The sequence below is a fragment of the Rhodobacter capsulatus genome (assembly GCF_003254295.1).
Taxonomy (GTDB): domain Bacteria; phylum Pseudomonadota; class Alphaproteobacteria; order Rhodobacterales; family Rhodobacteraceae; genus Rhodobacter; species Rhodobacter capsulatus.
The window spans coordinates 187,346-205,359 of the sequence record NZ_QKZO01000005.1; the positions used below are offsets into that span (position 1 = coordinate 187,346).

Below are 18,014 nucleotides of genomic sequence, written 5' to 3' on the forward strand. Positions count from 1 at the left end.
ATGAACAACATGCGACTGACGGAGAGAGCCGTGACCACCGACGTGACGAAATTCACCGCCCGCAAGGTGCAGGTCTATTATGGGGCCTCGCATGCGATCAAGGATGTGGACATCGACATCCTCGACAAGACGGTGACGGCGTTCATCGGGCCCTCGGGCTGCGGGAAATCGACCTTCCTGCGCTGTCTGAACCGGATGAACGACACGATCGACATCTGCCGCGTCGAAGGCGCGATCCAGCTGGATGGCGAGGATATCTACGACAAGAAGGTCGATCCGGTGCAGCTGCGCGCGCGGGTGGGGATGGTGTTCCAGAAGCCGAATCCGTTCCCGAAATCGATCTATGACAACGTGGCTTACGGGCCGAAAATCCACGGGCTGGTGCGCAACAAGACCGAGCTGGACGAGGTGGTCGAAAGTGCGCTGCGCAAGGCCGCGCTCTGGAACGAGGTCAAGGACCGTCTGGCCGCCCCCGGCACCGGGCTTTCGGGCGGGCAACAGCAACGGCTGTGCATCGCCCGCGCCGTCGCCACCTCGCCCGAGGTGCTCTTGATGGACGAACCCTGCTCGGCGCTTGACCCGATCGCCACCGCGCAGGTCGAGGAGCTGATCGACGAGCTGCGCTCGAACTTCTCGGTCGTCATCGTCACCCACTCGATGCAGCAGGCCGCCCGGGTCAGCCAGCGCACGGCCTTCTTCCACCTTGGAAACCTGGTCGAGTTCGGCGAAACCGGGCAGATCTTCACCAATCCGCGCGATCCCCGCACGGAAAGCTACATCACCGGCCGTATCGGTTGAGGAAAGATCCCATGTCACAGCATATCGTTTCATCCTTCGACCGGGATCTCGAGTCGGTTCAGGCGATGGTCGTCAAGATGGGGGGCCTTGTCGAAACCCAGGTCCTCGATGCCGCCCAGGCGCTGGAAGAACGCGACGAGGATCTGGCCGAGACCGTCCGTCTGCGCGACAAGCAGGTGGACGTGCTCGAAGAGCAGATCAACATCGAGGCGGCGCGGCTGATCGCGCTGCGGGCGCCGCATGCCACCGATCTGCGCATCGCGCTGACGGTGATCAAGGTCGCGGGCCATCTGGAGCGCGTCGGCGATTACGCCAAGAACATCGCGAAACGGTCCAAGGTGATTGCCGACCTGCCGTCGATCAATGGCTCTTCGGGGGCGATCCGGCGCATGGCCGCCGAGGTCGAGGGCATGCTGAAGGATTCGATCGACAGCTTCATCCAGCGCGATGCGAAACTGGCCGCCGATGTCCGCGCCCGCGATGTCGCCATCGACCAGATGTACAATGCGCTGTTTCGCGAATTCCTGACCTACATGATGGAAGATCCGCGCAACATCACCCCCTGCATGCATCTGCATTTCATCGCCAAGAACATCGAGCGGATGGGCGATCTGTGCACCTCGATCGCCGAGCAGGTGACCTATCTGGTGACCGGCCAGATGCCCGAGGAGCCGCGGCCGAAATCCGATGGCGTGGTGGCCGTCAAGCCGCTGGAGAGCTGATCGATGAGTCCTGCGCAACAGCCCTGTGTGCTGGTGGTCGAGGACGAATCGGCGCAACGCGAAGTTCTGCAATACAACCTTGAAGCCGAAGGCTTTCGGGTGGTGATGGCGGTGAACGGTGACGAGGCGCTGTTGTTCCTGCGCGAGGAAAAGCCCGATCTTGTGGTGCTGGACTGGATGCTGCCCAATGTCTCGGGCATCGAGATCTGCCGCCGGGTGAAGGCCAATCCGGAAACCCGGTCGATCCCGATCATCATGCTTTCGGCCCGGTCCGAGGAAACCGACCGGGTGCGGGGGCTGGAAACCGGCGCCGATGATTACGTGGTGAAGCCCTATTCGGTGGTGGAGCTGATGGCGCGTCTGCGCACGCAGCTGCGGCGCACCCGGCCCGCCACGATGGGCGAGCGGCTGGTCTTCGACGACATCATTCTCGATGCCGCCGAGCACCGGGTCTTCCGCGACGGTCAGCCCCTGAAACTGGGGCCGACCGAGTTCCGGCTGCTGTCGACGCTGATGGAAAAGCCGGGCCGGGTCTGGACGCGCGATCAGCTGCTCGACCGGGTCTGGGGGCGCGACATCTATGTCGACACCCGCACCATCGACGTGCATGTCGGGCGGCTGCGCAAGGCGCTGATGGTGAATGGCGGCGCCGATCCCGTGCGCACCGTGCGCGGAACCGGCTACAGCCTCGGCTGATCAGCGGTCTTGCAAAAAGACATCGACCTCGGCGCGGGTCGGGATGGCGGCGGCCGTTCCGGCCCGCGTCACTTTCAGCGCCGAGGCCCCGGCGGCCAGCCGCAGCGCCTGCGGCGGCGTCATCCCCTCGGCCAGACCGGCGACCAGATAGCCCGCAAAGGTGTCCCCCGCCGCCGTGGTATCGACGGGCGTGACCTTGAAGGCCGGTTGTTCCTGCACAGTCTTGCCCGCCAGATCGTGCCAGACCGCCCCTTTCGCGCCATGGGTGACGCAGACTGCCTTGACCGGCAAGGCGTCCAGCGTGGTGCCGAGCGCTTCGCACAATTGCGCCGCCTCGACCGCGTTCAAAAGCAGAAGATCGAGATCGGCCAGAACCTTGCGCACCGCTTCCGCCTCGAACGGCGCGGCGGAATAGGCGACCTTGACGCCGCGGGCCTTCGCCAGCGCCACCGCCTCGAGCTGGGCCGAGGTTTCGTTCTGCATCAGCAGCCAGTCGCCCGGTGCGGCCGTTTCCATCGCGTCCTGCAGCGCCGTCAGCGGCACCGCCCGGTTCGCCCCCGGAAACAGCACGATCGAATTTTCGCCCGAGGCATCGACCATGATGATCGCATGACCCGAAGCCACCTCGACCTCGGCGACATGGGCGCAATCGACACCATCCGCCGCCAGTTCCGCCCGCATCCAGGCGCCATCGGCCCCGGTGGCGCCGATGTGGCGCACCACCGCCCCGGCCCGCGCCGCCGCCACCGACTGGTTCGCCCCCTTGCCGCCCAGCCCCCGGTCATAAGCGGTCGCGGCCAGCGTTTCCCCGGGAAGGGTCAGATGCGGCAGACGGTAAAAGTGGTCGGCGTTGATCGAGCCGAGGTTGAAGATGGTCATGGGTCTTCTCCGGGGTCTTGACCCGGGCCGAGACGCCCCGGCCCGGAGGGGTTCTCAACGTTTCAGCCCCAGACGGCTGGCCGAGAGGGCCGCCATATGCAGGATGTCGTTCACCGTCGCGCGGTTCGAGCAGATCTGCACCGAATGCTGGATGCCGGTCAGGATCGGGCCGATCACCGTCGCCCCGGCCATTTCCTGCATCAGCTTCACCGAGATCGAGGCCGAATGCCGCGCGGGCACCACAAGGATGTTCGCGGGCCCGGTCAGACGGCAGAACGGATAATGCTTCATCTGCTCGGGGTTCAGCGCGACATCGACGGCCATTTCGCCATCATATTCGAAATCGACGCCGCGTTCATCCAGGATCTGCGGCGCCACATGCATCTTCATCGCGCGCTCGGAAACGGGATAACCGAAGGTCGAGAACGAGGCGAAAGCGACGCGCGGATCGATGCCCAGACCGCGGGCGACGCGCGCCCCGGCCATGGCGATATCGGCCAGATCGTTTTCGTCGGGCCATTCATGCACCAGCGTATCGCCGATGAAGACGACCTTGCCCTTGTGCAACAGCGCGGTTATCCCCACGGCGCCGTCCGAGGGCTTGGCGTCGATCACCTTGTTGATCAGCTCGAGCACATGCGCCGATTTCCGCGTCGCGCCGGTGATCATGCCGTCGCCGTGCCCATGCACCAGCATCAGCGCGGCAAACACATGCCGGTCGCGGGTGGCCAGCTTGTGCGCGTCTTCCCGGTCCATCCCCTGCCGCTGCAGGCGGCGATAAAGGAAATCCTTGTAGGTATCCATGTGCTTGCAATTCGTCGCATTGACGATCTGCAATTCGCGGAAGGCGTCGCCGATCCCGGCCGCTTCCAGCTGTTCCTTCACATCCGAGTCGCGGCCGACGACCAGCGCCGTGCCCATGCCGCCGCGCTGATAGGCGACCGCCGCGCGCAGCACGCGCGGGTCGTCGCCCTCGGCAAAGATCATCCGCGCCTGCGCCTGACGGGCCCGGGCATGGATGCCCTGCAAGATCGCCGCCGTCGGGTCCATCCGCGCCTTCAGGCTTTGCGCATAGCCCTCCATGTCGATGATCGGACGCCGGGCGACGCCGGTATCCATCCCGGCCTTGGCCACGGCAGGCGGGATCAGATAGATCAGCCGCGGGTCAAAGGGCGTCGGAATGATGTAGTCGCGCCCGAAGGTCAGCTTGCGGCCGTAAGCCATCGCCACCTCGTCGGGCACGTCCTCTCGCGCCAGCGCCGCCAGAGCCTTGGCACAGGCGATCTTCATCTCGTCATTGATCGCGCGGGCATGAATGTCCAGCGCGCCGCGGAAGAGATAGGGGAAGCCCAGCACATTGTTGACCTGGTTCGGATAATCCGACCGCCCGGTGGCGACGATCGCATCGGGGCGGACCGAATGCGCTTCTTCCGGGGTGATTTCCGGGTCCGGGTTCGCCATCGCGAAGATCACCGGATTGTCGGCCATCGAGGCGACCATCTCGGGTGTCACCGCGCCCTTGGCCGAGACGCCCAGGAACACGTCGGCGCCCACCATCGCCTCTTCCAGCGTGCGCGCCTCGGTATTGGCCGCATGGGCCGATTTCCACTGGTTCATGCCCTCGGTGCGGCCCTGCCAGATCACGCCCTTGGTGTCGCACATGATGCAGTTGTCATGCTTGGCGCCCATGGTCTTGATCAGCTCGAGGCACGCAATCCCGGCAGCGCCCGCGCCATTCAGCACGATCTTGCAGTCTTCGATCTTCTTGCCCGAGATTTCGAGCGCGTTCAAAAGCCCCGCCGCGCAGATCACCGCCGTGCCGTGCTGGTCGTCATGGAACACCGGAATGTCCATCATCTCTTTCAGCCGCTGCTCGATGATGAAGCACTCGGGGGCCTTGATGTCCTCAAGGTTGATGCCGCCAAAGGTCGGGCCCATCAGGCTGACCGCCTTGATGATTTCTTCCGGGTCTTCGGTGGCCAGTTCGATGTCGATCGCGTTCACGTCGGCGAAGCGCTTGAACAGCACCGCCTTGCCTTCCATCACCGGCTTGCTGGCCAGCGCGCCAAGGTTGCCCAGACCGAGGATCGCCGTGCCGTTCGAAATCACCGCCACAAGGTTGCCCTTGTTGGTGTAGTCATAGGCGGTTTCGGGCCGTTCGGCGATGGCTTCGACCGGAACCGCGACGCCGGGGGAATAGGCCAGGCTCAGATCCCTCTGCGTGGTCATCGGCTTCGAGGCGACGACCTCGTATTTCCCCGGCACGGGGTCGAGGTGATAGGCCAGCGCCTCTTCGGGCGTGACGCGGTTCTTGGTGGACATGGGCCGAACTCCTCCAGTGGGCGCTTTTTCCTTATCCCCCTTGCGGCGCTGCCTCAATCGGTTTGCACGGGGGTGCGGCGTTTAATAAGTTGCGCGCGGCAGGGGGAAACCATGACAAGCGAAACCGTGACGCCGATGATGGCGCAATATCTGGCGATCAAGCAGGCGAACCCCGGGGCGCTGCTGTTTTACCGGATGGGCGATTTCTACGAGATGTTCTTTGACGATGCCGTGGCGGCGGCGGCGGCGCTGGATATCGCGCTGACGAAACGCGGCCTGCATCTGGGCGAGGACATCCCGATGTGCGGCGTGCCGATCCATGCCGCCGAGGGCTATCTTCTGACGCTGATCCGCAAGGGCTTTCGCGTGGCGATCGCCGAGCAGCTGGAAGATCCGGCCGAGGCGAAGAAACGCGGCTCGAAATCCGTGGTGCGGCGCGATGTGGTGCGGCTGGTCACGCCCGGCACGCTGACCGAGGAAAGCCTGCTGGAAGCGCGGCGGCACAACTATCTGGCCGCCTGGGCCGAGCTGCGCGACGAAGGCGCGCTCGCCTGGGCCGATATTTCCACGGGCGAGTTTCGGGTGATGCCCTGTCCGCTCTCCCGTCTTGGCCCCGAGCTGGCCCGGCTGGCCCCCCGCGAAGTGCTGGTAAGCGAGGTGAAAGAGGCCGATTGTGCTGGAATCGTCTCTGATCTGCGCGCGTCGCTGACCCCGCTCGCCCGGTCGAGTTTCGACAGTCAGGGGGCGGAAAAGCGGCTCTGCGATCTCTTCGCCGTGGGCTCGCTCGATGCTTTTGGCGCCTTTTCGCGCGCCGAAATCTCGGCGATGGGCGCGCTGGTCGATTATCTCGATCTGACGCAGCGGGGGAAACTGCCGCTTCTGGCGCGGCCGCTGCGGGAAGAGGCGGGCAGCCTGGTGCAGATCGACGCGGCGACGCGGCGCAATCTGGAGCTGACGCAGGCGCTTTCGGGCGGGCGCGAAGGCTCGCTTCTGGCCACGATCGACCGCACCGTGACGGCGGCGGGGGCGCGGCTTCTGGAACGGCGGATTTCCGCGCCCTCGCGCGATCTGGCGCAGATCCATGCGCGGCATGATGCGGTGCGTTTTCTGGCGCAACAGGGTCGATTTGCCGAAGACCTGCGCGAGGCGCTGCGCCGCTGCCCCGATATCGACCGGGCGCTGAGCCGCCTTGCGCTCGACCGCGGCGGTCCCCGCGATCTGGCGGCGATCCGCAACGGGCTGGAACAGGCGGGCCGCATCGCCGAGCGTTTGGCCGAGACCGAGGCCCCCGCGCTTCTGGCCGAGGCCGGGGCGCGGCTGCTGGGTCACGACGACCTTGTGGCGCTTCTTGATGCCGCGCTGGTGGCCGAACCGCCGCTGCTGGCCCGCGATGGCGGCTTCATCGCGCCGGGCTACGAGCCGGACCTGGACCAGACCCGGCAGCTGCGCGACGAAGGCCGCGGCGTGATCGCCCGGATGCAGGCCGATTACATCGGCGAGACGGGGATTTCGTCGCTGAAGATCAAGCACAACAACGTGCTGGGCTATTTCATCGAGACCACCTCGACACATGCGGAAAAGATGCTGGCCCCGCCGCTCTCGGCGCGCTTCATCCACCGGCAGACGACGGCCAATCAGGTCCGCTTCACCACGCTGGAGCTGAGCGAGCTGGAAACCCGGATCCTGAACGCGGGCAATCATGCGCTGGAGATCGAAAAGCGGCTCTATGACAGCCTGAAAGGCGCGATTCTGGCCGCCGCCGGGCCGATTTCCGAAACCGCGCGGGCGCTGGCCGAAATCGACCTGAACGCCGCCTTCGCCGATCTGGCCGCGGCCGAAGACTGGGTCGAACCCACCGTCGATCACAGCCACGCTTTCGAGATCGAAGGCGGCCGTCATCCGGTGGTGGAAGCCGCGCTGAAACGCCAGGGCGAGCCCTTCATTGCGAACGATTGCGCCCTGACCTCCGGGCAGACGCCTGCGATCTGGCTGCTGACGGGGCCGAACATGGCGGGCAAATCGACCTTCCTGCGGCAGAATGCGCTGATCGCGCTCTTGGCGCAGGCGGGCAGTTTCGTCCCGGCGCGGCGTGCCCATATCGGCCTTGTCAGCCAGCTTTTCAGCCGCGTCGGCGCCGCCGACGATCTGGCGCGCGGCCGGTCGACCTTCATGGTCGAGATGGTCGAAACCGCCGCCATCCTCAATCAGGCCGACGACCGGGCGCTGGTGATCCTCGATGAAATCGGCCGCGGCACGGCGACCTATGACGGGCTCTCGATCGCCTGGGCGGTGCTGGAACATCTGCACGGGGCAAACCGCTGCCGTGCGCTTTTCGCCACCCATTACCACGAAATGACCGCGCTTTCGGCGAAGCTTGACGGCGTCGAAAACGCCACCGTCTCGGTCAAGGAATGGCACGGCGAGGTGATCTTCCTGCACGAGGTGAAAAAGGGTGCGGCCGACCGCTCCTATGGCGTGCAGGTGGCGAAACTGGCGGGCCTGCCCGAAAGCGTCGTCGCCCGCGCCCGTGTCGTGCTGGAGGCGCTCGAAAAGGGCGAACGCGAGGGCGGCAAGAAACAGGCGATCATCGACGATCTGCCGCTTTTTGCACTCGCCCCGCCGCCCGCGCCCGCGGCCCCGCCCGCAAAATCCGCGGTCGAGGACCAGCTGCGCGCCCTGCATCCTGACGAGATGACGCCCCGCGAAGCGATGGACGCGCTTTACGCACTGCGCGCCCTGCTCAAGGATTGAGTTTCATCTTGCCCGAAATACCTCGGGGGTGTGGGGGCAGAGCCCCCACCCTTACGCTTTCGGCATCGAGCTGACGCCGACTTTCGCCGGGCGCAGCAGACGGTCGTGCAGCAGGAACCCGTCGTCCATCACCTGAATGATGTCGCCCGCCACCGTGCCCGGCAGCGGCGCCTCGAACATCGCTTCATGCAGCAGCGGGTCGAACTTGTCGCCCAGCTTCGGCTGGATCGCCACGATCCCGTGCCGCGCAAACACGTTCAGCAGCTCGCGCTGGGTCAGCTCGACCCCTTCGATCAGCGCCGGCGCCGCGGCGCGGACCTCGTCGCCCGCCGCATCCAGCGCGCGCTTGAGCGCATCGAACACCGGCAGCATGTCGCGCGACAGTTTCGAGCCGCCGTATTGCTCGGCCTCGCGCCGATCCCGCTCCGCCCGCTTGCGCGAGTTTTCGGCATCGGCGAGCGCCCGCATGAAGCGGTCGCGCAGCTCGTCGCGTTCGGCGCGCAGCATTTCGATCTCGTCCTGCTCGTCGCCCAGAGCCGCGGCCAGCGCCTCGTCCAGCTGCGCCTGATCCTCTGCCATTTCGTCCTTCTTCTCGGTCATCCGTTTCACCCTTTGCCCCGGCCGGCCAGCATGCGCCCGACCAGTTGCGCCGTATAATCCACGATCGGCACGATCCGCCCGTAGTTGAGCCGGGTGGGGCCGATGACCCCCACCGCGCCGATGATCTTTCGATCCGCGTTCATATAGGGAGAGACCACCAAAGAGGAACCCGAAAGTGAGAAGAGTTTGTTCTCCGACCCGATAAAAATGCGCACGCCTTCGCCGTCCTCGGTCAGATCGAGGAATTCGGCGATGTCGCGTTTGCGTTCCAGATCGTCGAAAAGCGTCCGGATCCGGTCCAGATCGCCCTCGGGCTCCAGCAGATTCGAGCGGCCCCGCACGATCAGCCGCTCCCAGGGCTCGCCCTGATCGGCCCATTGCGCCAGACCGCTTTCGACCATCTCGGCGGCCAAGGCATCCAGTTCCTGCCGCCGCGCCAGGATTTCCACGGCGATTTCGCGGCGCAGATCGGACAGCGTCTTGCCCTCCGCCAGCGCATTGAGAAAATTCGCCGCCTCGCGCATCGAGGAGGGCGTCTGCCCGGCGGGGGGGGTGAAGACGCGGTTTTCCACCTGACCATCGGCCATCACCAGCACCACCAAAGCCCGGTCGGGTGCCAGCGAGACGAATTCGATATGGCGGATCGGTGCCTCGGTCTTCGGCGCCAGCACCAGGCTTGCCCCATGCGTCAGCCCCGAGAGCGCCGAGCCCACCCGGTCGAGCAGCGAGCCCACATCGGGTTCGGCCCCGCCCACCGTGGCTTCAAGCGCGGCACGGTCGGTCGCCTGAACCTCGCTCACCTCCATGAAGCCATCGACGAACATCCGCAGCCCCAACTGCGTCGGCACCCGCCCCGCGGAGACATGCGGGCTGCCGAGCAGCCCCAGATATTCCAGATCCTGCATCACGTTGCGGATCGTCGCCGCCGAGAGCTTTTCGCTCATCATCCGGGTCAACGTGCGCGAACCGACCGGATCGCCGGATTCCAGATAGCCCTCGACCACCCGGCGAAACACTTCGCGGGAGCGGTCGTTCAAGTCCGAGATCAGCTGGTTCTGGTTCGTCATGGCCACGCTTTGCATTATTGCGGGGAAAGCTTTTCCGTCAATCGTGCCTTCGGGGTTGCATCGGGTCTTCTGCCGTTTCAAATGGGGTCAAATCCAGCGAAAGGACAGCCCATGCGCCCCTCTGGCCGCAATCTTGCCGATATCCGTTCCATTTCCATCGAAACCGGCGTGACGAAACATGCCGAAGGCTCTGTGCTGATCAAGATGGGCGACACCCATGTTCTGTGCACCGCGACGATCGAGGACAAGGCGCCCTCGTTCCTCAAGGGCTCGGGTCTGGGCTGGGTGACGGCGGAATACGGGATGCTGCCGCGCGCGACGAATTCGCGCAACCGGCGCGAGGCGGCGGCGGGCAAGCAATCGGGCCGCACGCAGGAGATCCAGCGTCTGATCGGCCGGGCTTTGCGGGCGGGGATCGACCGTTCGGCGCTGGGCGAGCGGCAGATCGTCGTTGACTGCGACGTGCTGCAGGCCGATGGCGGCACCCGTTGCGCCTCGATCACCGGCGGCTGGGTGGCGCTGCGTCTGGCGGTGAACAAGCTCTTGAAATCGGGGCTGATCGTGTCGGACCCGATCATCGACCATGTGGCGGCGATTTCCTGCGGCATCTATGCCGGGCAGCCGATCGCCGATCTGGATTATGCCGAGGACAGCGAGGCAGGTGTGGATGGCAACTTCATCCTGACCGGGCGGGGCCGTCTGGTCGAGGTGCAGATGACCGCCGAGGGCTCGACCTTCTCGCGCGAGGAGATGGGGAAATTGCTTGATCTGGCCGAGGCCGGGGTGGCGCAGCTGGTGGCGGCGCAAAAGGCTGCGGTCGCATGAGGGCTTTCACCGAAAAGCGTCTGCTGGTGGCCACCCACAACAAGGGCAAGCTGGCGGAAATGCGTGACCTTCTGGCCCCTTACGGGGTCGAGGTCGTCGGTGCGGCCGAGCTGAACCTGCCCGAACCGGCGGAAACCGAGACGACCTTTGTCGGCAATGCGCGGATCAAGGCGCATGCGGCGGCGAAAGCCACCGGCCTGCCCGCGCTGTCCGATGACAGCGGCATCGAGGTCGACGCGCTGGATGGCGCCCCGGGCGTTTACACCGCCGATTGGGCGGAGACGCCGAACGGGCGCGATTTCGGTCTGGCGATGACCCGGACCTGGGCCGAATGCGAGGCGAAGAACGCGCCCTTTCCGCGCAAGGCCCGGTTCCGCTCGACCCTGGTTCTGGCCTGGCCTGACGGGCATGACGAAGTTTTCGAGGGAAGCGCCGAGGGGCAGCTGGTCTGGCCGATGCGCGGCGCGCAGGGGCACGGCTATGATCCGATGTTCCAGCCCGAGGGGTTCGAGGTGACCTTCGCGGAAATGGACCCGGCGCAGAAGAACGAGATTTCCCACCGTGCGGATGCGTTCCGCAAATTCGTCAAGGTCATGGAGGCAAAATGACTCGCGTCAACATTTCGGGCGGCTCGCCCTACGAACCCAAGCTTGGCTATTCCCGCGCCGTGGTGCAGGGCGACTGGTGCTTTGTCGCGGGCACGACCGGCGTTGATCCGGTGACGAAGACCTTCCCCGACTCGGTGCTGGAACAGGCCCAGAACACGCTGGCGACGATCAAAACGGTGCTGGAAGGCGCGGGCTTCCGGCTCGAAAACGTCGTGCGGGCGAATTACATCATCACCGATGCCGCCTATATGGAACAGATCATCCCGGCGCTGTCGGCGACCTTTGGCGAGATCCGTCCGGCGGCGACGATGATCGTGGCCGGTCTGGTGAACCCCGCGATGAAGATCGAGATCGAAGTCACGGCCTTCAAAGGGTAGGTTTTGGGGATGACCGACGACTGGCGGCACGGGGGCTTTGGCCTTTACCTCCACTGGCCCTTTTGTGCCGCCAAATGCCCCTATTGCGACTTCAACAGCCATGTTGCGGCCGCGATCGATCACGACCGCTGGCTGCGCGCCTATCTTTCCGAAATCGACCGGATCGGCGCGCAAACGCAGGGCCGCGTGCTGAACACGGTGTTTTTCGGCGGCGGCACGCCGTCCCTGATGGCGCCCGAGACGGTGGCGGCGGTGATTGACCGGATCCGTGCCACCTGGCCCACGGCGAATGATCTGGAAATCACCCTTGAAGCCAATCCGACCAGCATCGATGCGGGCAAGTTCCGCGCCTTCGCGCAGGGGGGCGTGACGCGGCTGTCGATGGGCATGCAGGCGATGGACGATGACAGCCTGCGCCGTCTGGGCCGGATGCATACCGCGGCCGAGGGGCGGGCGGCGTTCGACATCGCCCGGGCGCATTTCCCGCGTGTCAGCTTCGATCTGATCTATGCCCGGCAGGGGCAAAGCCTGACCGATTGGGCGCGCGAATTGCGCGGGGCGCTGGCGATGGCGGTCGATCACTTCTCACTTTACCAGCTGACGATCGAGGACGGCACCGCCTTCGGGCGGCTTTTCGCGGCGGGCAAGCTGCGGGATCTGCCCGAGGACGATCTGGCCGCCGACATGTATCTGAAAACGCAGGAAATCTGTGACGCTGCCGGGTTGCCCGCCTATGAGGTCTCGAACCATGCGCGGCCGGGCGCCGAATGTCGGCACAATCTGGTTTACTGGCGCTATGGCGATTATGCCGGGATCGGCCCCGGCGCGCATGGGCGGCTGACGCTGGGCGGTGTCCGTCAGGCGACCGAGGCGCCGAAGTCGCCCGCCGACTGGCTGGACCGGGTCGAGCGTCTGGGCAATGGCGAGATGCCGCGAGAACCGCTTGAGCGGCAGGAACAGGCGACCGAATTCCTGCTTTTCGGGCTGCGACTGGCCGAGGGGATCGACCCGACCCGCTATGAACGCCTCTCGGGGCAGGCGCTGCCCGCGCAGGCCCTGGCCGATCTGGAGGCGATGGGGATGATCGCGCGCGACGCGGGGCGCATCCGCGCCACCGCAGAGGGGCGTGCAGTGCTCAATGCGGTGATTCGCGCCCTGATGCCCTGAGGCTCAAGGCTGGAAATCCCCCTCGGCCGCCAGAAGATCGGCCCAGCCCTCCGCCCCCGACATCCGCACGATCAGCTGACCGGCCGCGCCAAAGGCATCGACCGAGCCGTCGGGCCGCGCCCAGATTTCGGCCATGTGATCCATGCGCAGATGCAGCTCCAGCCCCGGATCGAGGACATTGATCCAGGGACCGGCCTCCAGCACCCGGACGATCACGCCCGAATGCCGCTCGATGCAGCCGGGGTTGCCGACCGCGAAATCCACCGGAACGGCGGTTTCGGCGGCGCGAACCATCAGCCGTTCGATCGCACCTTTGGCCAGCCGACGCGCAGACAGACGGCCTTCGCGCAGGGGGGCAATCGGGCTCAGATCCGCCCAGAGATCGGCTTCCGGATCGGTGGGCGCGGGCGTGAAGCCTTGATCTTGATCCGCCAGCCGCAGCGCAGCGACCAGCGGCGCCCAGGCCTCGGCATTCGTTTCCTCGCGCAGATGGATCTTGTGCACCGCCTCGCCCGCGGCATCGAAGATCTGGATCGAGCGCTTCGGCTCCTTCGGCCCCGCCTCGTCCAGCGCGAAGGCATGCTGCCACTTTGCGCGGAGCAGCGTCAGATCGATCGGCGGGTTGACGATCCGGGCGATCGCGCCGGGTTGATAGCGGTCATAGCAGCCGACCTTTTCCAGCACGCAGCTGTCGTTGCGGGTCAAGGCCATGACCTGACCCAGCGCGGCCAGGCCCGGCAGGATCCGGTCCGGATCGGCGGAAATCCGCGTCGCGGTGCTGCCGACGAAGGCGGCGCAAAGCGCGGCCTCGGGGATGCCAAGCCCGTCGGCGAAGTCGCGGGCATAGATCCGCGGCTTGCGGGCGCGGGCGGTGCGGATCTGCTCTGGGGTGATGGCCGTCATCGCGGTCCCTCCGGTGGGCTTCTGTCCCCGCAGAGCTAGCGCAGAGCCGGAGCGACCGAAAGGCCGGAGGTGATCAACAGGGCCGGGCGCGGCAATTCGATCCGCCCCGAAGCCGCGCGGCGCGGATCACGGGGCTTTCAGCTCCTCCATCAGCTTCTCGAAGGCCTCCCGCTCGGATTGGCTCTGGCTGATCAGCTGTTGCGCTTGCGACAACGGACCCCGCGGCACGACATCCTGCGGCTCCGCGGGCGGGGTCGTTTCCGGCGCGAAGAGTTCGACAAATCGTTTCTGCGTCTCCGACCCCTGTTGCGCGACCAGCGTCCAGTTCCCCGCGCGCCAGGCCTCGTCAAGCTGTGACTGGGTCTGCCCGGCCTCGGCGAATTCGCCTTCGGCGGTGCTGTGCTGGCCCAGCATGCTCATCGCCTCGCCGCGCAGTTTCGCGGCCTCCTCGCCGGGCAGATCGCCCAGATAGGAATAGGCCGCCGCGGCATCCCGACCGGCCAGCGCCGCCCGCGCGAGAGCCATGCGGCCCGGCGGGCTGCGCCGGGTCTCGGCGGCAAGGATGTCGCGCGCCGATTGCCAGAACCCCGCCTCCGAGAGCCGATCGGCCAGCGCGACCTGCACGTCGGCATCCAGCACGGACGGAGGGATCTGGTCGCGATGCCGGAAAAATGTCTCGATGAACCGCCCGTCATCCGGAACCCTGCCCAGCTGGGCGGCCAGATCGCTGGTCGCGGATTGCTTCAGCGCGTCGAACCGCGCCGCATCCCAGGTCGAGAGGGTCTGGAACGCCTCGTCGAACCGCGCCGTCGATCCCAGCCCGAGCACCTCGGCGCGAATCAGCCGCGCGCCGGTTTCAGAGCCACGCAGCTGCCGCCCCAAAGCGCCCGCATTGTCGACATCGGTGGCGGGAATCGCGGCCCCCAGGGACAGCTTGGTTTCGATCGAGGTGTAAAGCGCCTCTGCCGCGGCCGGGCTGCCCGAGAGCGCCAACCCGTCCAGCAGCCGTGCCGCCTCTTCCTTGCGCCCGGCATTCAGATCGATCCGGGCATCGATTTCGGCAAGCGCCCCCTTGTCGGATTTCGGCGCGCGGGCCAGCATCGAGCGGACCGTCGTTGCCACATCCGGCGCCCCCATGTCGATCAGCCGCGCGCTGAGCGCGGGGCCGACGAGGGCGCGGATATTCGGGGGCAGGGCGGAATAGGCGCGCAACAGGGCGCCGAAATTCACGTCTGCCTTGCGCGGGGGCTGGTCCGCCGCCAGCACCGCCCAAAGCGCCACCTTGCCGTCGCAGGCGGTCAGGCCCGACAGGCTTTTCTGCATCGCAGGCGGGTTTCCCTCGATGATGTCGGCCATGACCGGCAGCGGTCCGGCCTCTTCGGGGCTGATGCCGAAGCTGCGCAGGGTCGCCTTGGCTTCGGCGCCGAAGCCGAAGGCGACATAGACCCGGGCCAGTTTCAGCACCGCCTCCGGTCGGGGACGGTCGAATTCCCCGATCAGATCCTGTCGCGCGTCGGTCAATTGCTCATGCGCCGGTTTGTCGGTCTGCCAGGACAGAATGTCGAAATCCTGATCGGGCGGACAGCTGTGACCCGACTGGGAAAGCTGATGCCGGGCAAAGGCCGAGGCGGTGTCGCGATCGATCACCGTCTCCGATTGCAGCGGCAGCTCCGGCGCGGCCGCGTCCGGCGGCGCGTCGGGACCGGGCTCGGCCGCGGCTTCGGGAGCCTCCTTCGGGGCCTGCTTCGGCAATTCCATCGTGATCAGCCCTTGCGAGGCCGCGCGTCCCAGTTGGTCAAAGAGATCGCGTTCCGCCGTTCTGACCCGCGCATCCGGCAAGGCGAGCGGAGAGACGATTCGCGCCGGTGGCGGGGCGGCGGGCGCGGGATCCGCAGCCGGGGTCTGCGGCGCCGGTTTCGACCAGTAAAGATCAAGATAGCCGCGATCGGGAAGCGGCCTGAAGCTTTGCGCCGACGGCGTCTCCGGGATCGGAGGGTTCGGTTCAGGGCCATCGACGATGTCGATCACCGCCGCCCCGATCGGCAGCGGAAAGGATTCGAGACGCACCGAGGGCGATGTTGCGATGAAGACCGAGCGCGCATCCACATCGGGCGTGACCGAGAGGATGCGCGTTTTCGGGATCAGATCGAAGACCCGGGAGAGGTCGAAACGGGTTTCCTGCCCCGGGGTGGTGAGCCGGTAACCGCCCGCCACGCGTTCGGTGGTCCAGGCGGTTCCCGGCGGCAACATGAAGACCAGACGGGAGAAGGTCTCGTGCTCGCCCGAACGAACGGCGATCTGCTGCGCCGCCGCCGGGGCGCCCGCGAGCAGGATCACCCCGAGCGCAAGGATGAACCGGGTCATGCCGCCTCCGATTTCACCGCCTTGAGCGCCTCTTCGAGTTCCGAGAAACTGGGGCGGATGTGATGCGGGGTGTTCTGACGCCCGACTTCGATGCAGATGTTGGTGGCGTGATTGTGCAGGTTGGCCACCAGAACTTCGCGGATCAGCTTGTAGAAATGCGCATCCTCGTCGACGACCGCCTTGATGCGGGTGGCGAAGGGGCCCATGAAGCCATAGGCCAGAAACACGCCGAGGAAGGTGCCCACCAGCGCGCCGCCGATCATCTTGCCAAGGATTTCCGGCGGCTGGTCGATCGAGGCCATGGTCTTGATCACGCCCAGCACGGCGGCGACGATGCCGAGTGCGGGCAGGGCATCGGCGATCGACTGGATCGCGTGGCTCGAATGCAGCGCGTGGTGATAATTCGCCTCGAGCTGCTTTTCGAGCACTTCCTCGACCTGATGGGGGTCGTCATAGTTCATCGAGGCAGAGCGCATCGTGTCGCAGATCATCTCGACCGCTTCGTGATCATGCAGGATTTTCGGATATTTGCCGAAGATCGACGAATTCTCGGGCGCTTCGATATGTTCCTCGATCGCGACCGGGTTCTGTCGCGCGAGCCGGATCAGCTCGAACAGCAGGCACAGCAGGTCGCGGTAATCGGAGGGTTTCCACTTCGCGCCCTTGAAGACCTTGCCGATGTCCTTCACCGTGTGCTTGATCGAGGGCAGGTCGTTGGACAGGACGAAGGCGCCGACCGCCGCCCCGCCGATCATGATCATCTCGAATGGCAGGGCCTTGAGGATGATCCCCATCTTGCCGCCTGCGGCGACGTAGCCGCCGAACACCATTGCGAAGATGATGACGATCCCGACGATGCCTATCATTGAAGTTCTCCATGCTCTTGCCGAGACCTTGGCAGAGTTCGCTTAACAAAAGCTCTTCAAAGTCAGTTTTGCGGCGCCCCGGCATTGCGGCCGGCCATGATGACGCTGATCGTGTAGGCGACCTTCGGATCCAGGGCCGCCATCACCGCCGCAGAGGTCTCCGGCCGCATCCGCGACAGGAATCCGGCCGCAAAATCCGGGGACATCGCCGAAAACAGCGGCGCGGCTTCCTTCGGTTTCATGTTCTCGTAGACGGTCACCAGCCTGGTCACATCTTCGTCAGCCGCATTGTCCGCAATGGTCACGGTCTGCGCCAGATTCCGTTCCGCCTCGACCAGCGAGGCGAGTCGCGCCTCGATGCGCTTTTCCGCCAGGCTGATCGCCTGCGACCGGTCCGACAGCACCTTTTCGCGCTCGGCCAGCTTGCGTTCCCGGGTCTGGACCTCGGAGTAAAGCTGCATCACGCCGGGTTCGGTGACGCATTGCGCGGTTGCGGCCGCGCCGGGCGTGGCCTCGGCGCTGTCGAGCGCCAGCGCGAAGCCCGAGCCGAATCGGACCAGAGCCGAGGCGGCGAACAGCGCCGCGATCAGCACGAGGGAACCGCGGCCGATCCTTCTGCGCAGTTTCTTCGCAGCCGGTTTGGGCGTGGGCACGGGGGCCGGGCGGGGCGCTTTCATTCCGCCGCCTCCAGATCGGACGGACGCACCCGGCGGCGCAACACGCGTTGGCGTTGCGGTTCCGGTTCGGGCATGGGCGCCGCGGGCGCTGCCGGGGCCGCCGTCGGCGTGGCCGCGGCCTGCGACATCGCCATCATCAGTTCCAGCCGCTGCGCGCTCTGCTCGGCGCGTTCCGTCAGGCTGCGCAGCTGCTCCGCCGAGGTGGCCGCCGTCGCCTGCGCCCGGTTGAGCGCCTTGGTCATGTCGTCAACCTGCGCCGAGAGCACGGCGATGGCGCCGCCCATGCCGCTTTCCAGCTGGTTGAACCGCTTCAGCCTGCGGGCCAGGACCATGCAGTAGACGCTGGCCCCCAATGCGCCCAAACCCATGAGAATATCTGCGATCATCTGCAT

17 protein-coding genes are annotated in these 18,014 nt (G+C 66.0%); 8 read left to right on the top strand and 9 right to left on the bottom strand.

The window, feature by feature from the left end; translation table 11 throughout:
- Positions 1-9 precede the first annotated feature (9 nt).
- Genes pstB through phoB form a run of 3 tightly spaced genes read left to right on the top strand, consistent with a single transcriptional unit; the run spans position 10 to position 2,216 of the window.
- Positions 10-798: a phosphate ABC transporter ATP-binding protein PstB gene (gene pstB, locus LY44_RS09105; protein ID WP_394325854.1), complete on the top strand. Its 789-nt coding sequence runs from the start codon at positions 10-12 to the stop codon at positions 796-798.
- 11 nt (positions 799-809) lie between these two features.
- Positions 810-1,520: a phosphate signaling complex protein PhoU gene (gene phoU, locus LY44_RS09110; RefSeq protein ID WP_055210240.1), complete on the top strand. Its 711-nt coding sequence runs from the start codon at positions 810-812 to the stop codon at positions 1,518-1,520.
- 3 nt (positions 1,521-1,523) lie between these two features.
- Positions 1,524-2,216 carry a phosphate regulon transcriptional regulator PhoB gene (phoB, locus tag LY44_RS09115; protein WP_055210238.1) on the top strand — a complete coding sequence of 231 codons (693 nt, stop codon included), beginning with the start codon at positions 1,524-1,526 and terminating at the stop codon, positions 2,214-2,216.
- Here phoB and LY44_RS09120 read toward each other — a convergent pair whose 3' ends face one another.
- Both LY44_RS09120 and LY44_RS09125 read right to left on the bottom strand, forming a co-directional pair.
- On the bottom strand, positions 2,217-3,095 hold the full coding sequence (locus tag LY44_RS09120) for a ribokinase (protein ID WP_055210236.1): 879 nt from the start codon (positions 3,093-3,095) through the stop codon (positions 2,217-2,219).
- 54 nt (positions 3,096-3,149) lie between these two features.
- On the bottom strand, positions 3,150-5,417 hold the full coding sequence (locus tag LY44_RS09125; RefSeq protein ID WP_055210233.1) for an NADP-dependent malic enzyme: 2,268 nt from the start codon (positions 5,415-5,417) through the stop codon (positions 3,150-3,152).
- 111 nt (positions 5,418-5,528) lie between these two features.
- Between LY44_RS09125 and mutS the strand changes: the two genes are divergently transcribed.
- A complete protein-coding gene (mutS, locus tag LY44_RS09130) occupies positions 5,529-8,168 on the top strand; it encodes a DNA mismatch repair protein MutS (protein ID WP_055210231.1) in 2,640 nt (879 codons plus the stop codon).
- 51 nt (positions 8,169-8,219) lie between these two features.
- Here the strand turns inward: mutS and LY44_RS09135 are convergent, their stop codons facing one another.
- Both LY44_RS09135 and hrcA read right to left on the bottom strand, forming a co-directional pair.
- Complete coding sequence (locus tag LY44_RS09135; RefSeq protein ID WP_055210229.1) at positions 8,220-8,768, bottom strand: nucleotide exchange factor GrpE; 549 nt, start codon at positions 8,766-8,768, stop codon at positions 8,220-8,222.
- A 5-nt stretch (positions 8,769-8,773) separates the two neighbouring features.
- Positions 8,774-9,835 carry a heat-inducible transcriptional repressor HrcA gene (gene hrcA / locus LY44_RS09140; RefSeq protein WP_055210550.1) on the bottom strand — a complete coding sequence of 354 codons (1,062 nt, stop codon included), beginning with the start codon at positions 9,833-9,835 and terminating at the stop codon, positions 8,774-8,776.
- A 111-nt stretch (positions 9,836-9,946) separates the two neighbouring features.
- Between hrcA and rph the strand changes: the two genes are divergently transcribed.
- From rph to hemW, 4 genes are read left to right on the top strand one after another with little or no spacing between them, the layout of a single operon-like run.
- Positions 9,947-10,660, top strand: a complete 714-nt coding sequence (gene rph / locus LY44_RS09145) for a ribonuclease PH (protein ID WP_055210227.1) — start codon at positions 9,947-9,949, stop codon at positions 10,658-10,660.
- A complete protein-coding gene (gene rdgB, locus LY44_RS09150; protein ID WP_055210225.1) occupies positions 10,657-11,268 on the top strand; it encodes an RdgB/HAM1 family non-canonical purine NTP pyrophosphatase in 612 nt (203 codons plus the stop codon). The genes rph and rdgB overlap by 4 nt, the downstream gene beginning before the upstream one ends.
- On the top strand, positions 11,265-11,645 hold the full coding sequence (locus LY44_RS09155) for a RidA family protein (RefSeq protein WP_055210222.1): 381 nt from the start codon (positions 11,265-11,267) through the stop codon (positions 11,643-11,645). The genes rdgB and LY44_RS09155 overlap by 4 nt, the downstream gene beginning before the upstream one ends.
- A 9-nt stretch (positions 11,646-11,654) precedes the next feature.
- Positions 11,655-12,812 (top strand): radical SAM family heme chaperone HemW, encoded by a 1,158-nt coding sequence (gene hemW, locus LY44_RS09160; RefSeq protein WP_055210221.1) that lies wholly within the window; start codon positions 11,655-11,657, stop codon positions 12,810-12,812.
- A gap of 3 nt (positions 12,813-12,815) precedes the next feature.
- Here the strand turns inward: hemW and LY44_RS09165 are convergent, their stop codons facing one another.
- From LY44_RS09165 to LY44_RS09185, 5 genes are all read right to left on the bottom strand, one after another.
- A complete protein-coding gene (locus LY44_RS09165; RefSeq protein ID WP_055210219.1) occupies positions 12,816-13,715 on the bottom strand; it encodes a ChuX/HutX family heme-like substrate-binding protein in 900 nt (299 codons plus the stop codon).
- A 126-nt stretch (positions 13,716-13,841) separates the two neighbouring features.
- Positions 13,842-16,079, bottom strand: coding sequence for a hypothetical protein (locus LY44_RS09170; RefSeq protein WP_055210217.1), 2,238 nt, complete (start codon positions 16,077-16,079; stop codon positions 13,842-13,844).
- Positions 16,076-16,945: a flagellar motor stator protein MotA gene (gene motA, locus LY44_RS09175; RefSeq protein ID WP_055210215.1), complete on the bottom strand. Its 870-nt coding sequence runs from the start codon at positions 16,943-16,945 to the stop codon at positions 16,076-16,078. The genes LY44_RS09170 and motA overlap by 4 nt, the downstream gene beginning before the upstream one ends.
- Positions 16,946-17,007: 62 nt before the next feature.
- A complete protein-coding gene (locus LY44_RS09180) occupies positions 17,008-17,622 on the bottom strand; it encodes a MotE family protein (RefSeq protein WP_055210212.1) in 615 nt (204 codons plus the stop codon).
- Positions 17,619-18,014 (bottom strand): hypothetical protein, encoded by a 396-nt coding sequence (locus LY44_RS09185; RefSeq protein ID WP_055210210.1) that lies wholly within the window; start codon positions 18,012-18,014, stop codon positions 17,619-17,621. Before LY44_RS09185 ends, LY44_RS09180 begins: the two co-directional genes overlap by 4 nt.

Bases quoted from the DNA above. Each gene is read 5' to 3' on its own strand.
- pstB (WP_394325854.1), top strand. From the start codon at position 10: ATGCGACTGACGGAGAGAGCCGTGACCACCGACGTGACGAAATTCACC.
- phoU (WP_055210240.1), top strand. From the start codon at position 810: ATGTCACAGCATATCGTTTCATCCTTCGACCGGGATCTCGAGTCGGTT.
- phoB (WP_055210238.1), top strand. From the start codon at position 1,524: ATGAGTCCTGCGCAACAGCCCTGTGTGCTGGTGGTCGAGGACGAATCG.
- LY44_RS09120 (WP_055210236.1), bottom strand. From the start codon at position 3,095: ATGACCATCTTCAACCTCGGCTCGATCAACGCCGACCACTTTTACCGT.
- LY44_RS09125 (WP_055210233.1), bottom strand. From the start codon at position 5,417: ATGTCCACCAAGAACCGCGTCACGCCCGAAGAGGCGCTGGCCTATCAC.
- mutS (WP_055210231.1), top strand. From the start codon at position 5,529: ATGACAAGCGAAACCGTGACGCCGATGATGGCGCAATATCTGGCGATC.
- LY44_RS09135 (WP_055210229.1), bottom strand. From the start codon at position 8,768: ATGACCGAGAAGAAGGACGAAATGGCAGAGGATCAGGCGCAGCTGGAC.
- hrcA (WP_055210550.1), bottom strand. From the start codon at position 9,835: ATGACGAACCAGAACCAGCTGATCTCGGACTTGAACGACCGCTCCCGC.
- rph (WP_055210227.1), top strand. From the start codon at position 9,947: ATGCGCCCCTCTGGCCGCAATCTTGCCGATATCCGTTCCATTTCCATC.
- rdgB (WP_055210225.1), top strand. From the start codon at position 10,657: ATGAGGGCTTTCACCGAAAAGCGTCTGCTGGTGGCCACCCACAACAAG.
- LY44_RS09155 (WP_055210222.1), top strand. From the start codon at position 11,265: ATGACTCGCGTCAACATTTCGGGCGGCTCGCCCTACGAACCCAAGCTT.
- hemW (WP_055210221.1), top strand. From the start codon at position 11,655: ATGACCGACGACTGGCGGCACGGGGGCTTTGGCCTTTACCTCCACTGG.
- LY44_RS09165 (WP_055210219.1), bottom strand. From the start codon at position 13,715: ATGACGGCCATCACCCCAGAGCAGATCCGCACCGCCCGCGCCCGCAAG.
- LY44_RS09170 (WP_055210217.1), bottom strand. From the start codon at position 16,079: ATGACCCGGTTCATCCTTGCGCTCGGGGTGATCCTGCTCGCGGGCGCC.
- motA (WP_055210215.1), bottom strand. From the start codon at position 16,945: ATGATAGGCATCGTCGGGATCGTCATCATCTTCGCAATGGTGTTCGGC.
- LY44_RS09180 (WP_055210212.1), bottom strand. From the start codon at position 17,622: ATGAAAGCGCCCCGCCCGGCCCCCGTGCCCACGCCCAAACCGGCTGCG.
- LY44_RS09185 (WP_055210210.1), bottom strand. From the start codon at position 18,014: ATGCAGATGATCGCAGATATTCTCATGGGTTTGGGCGCATTGGGGGCC.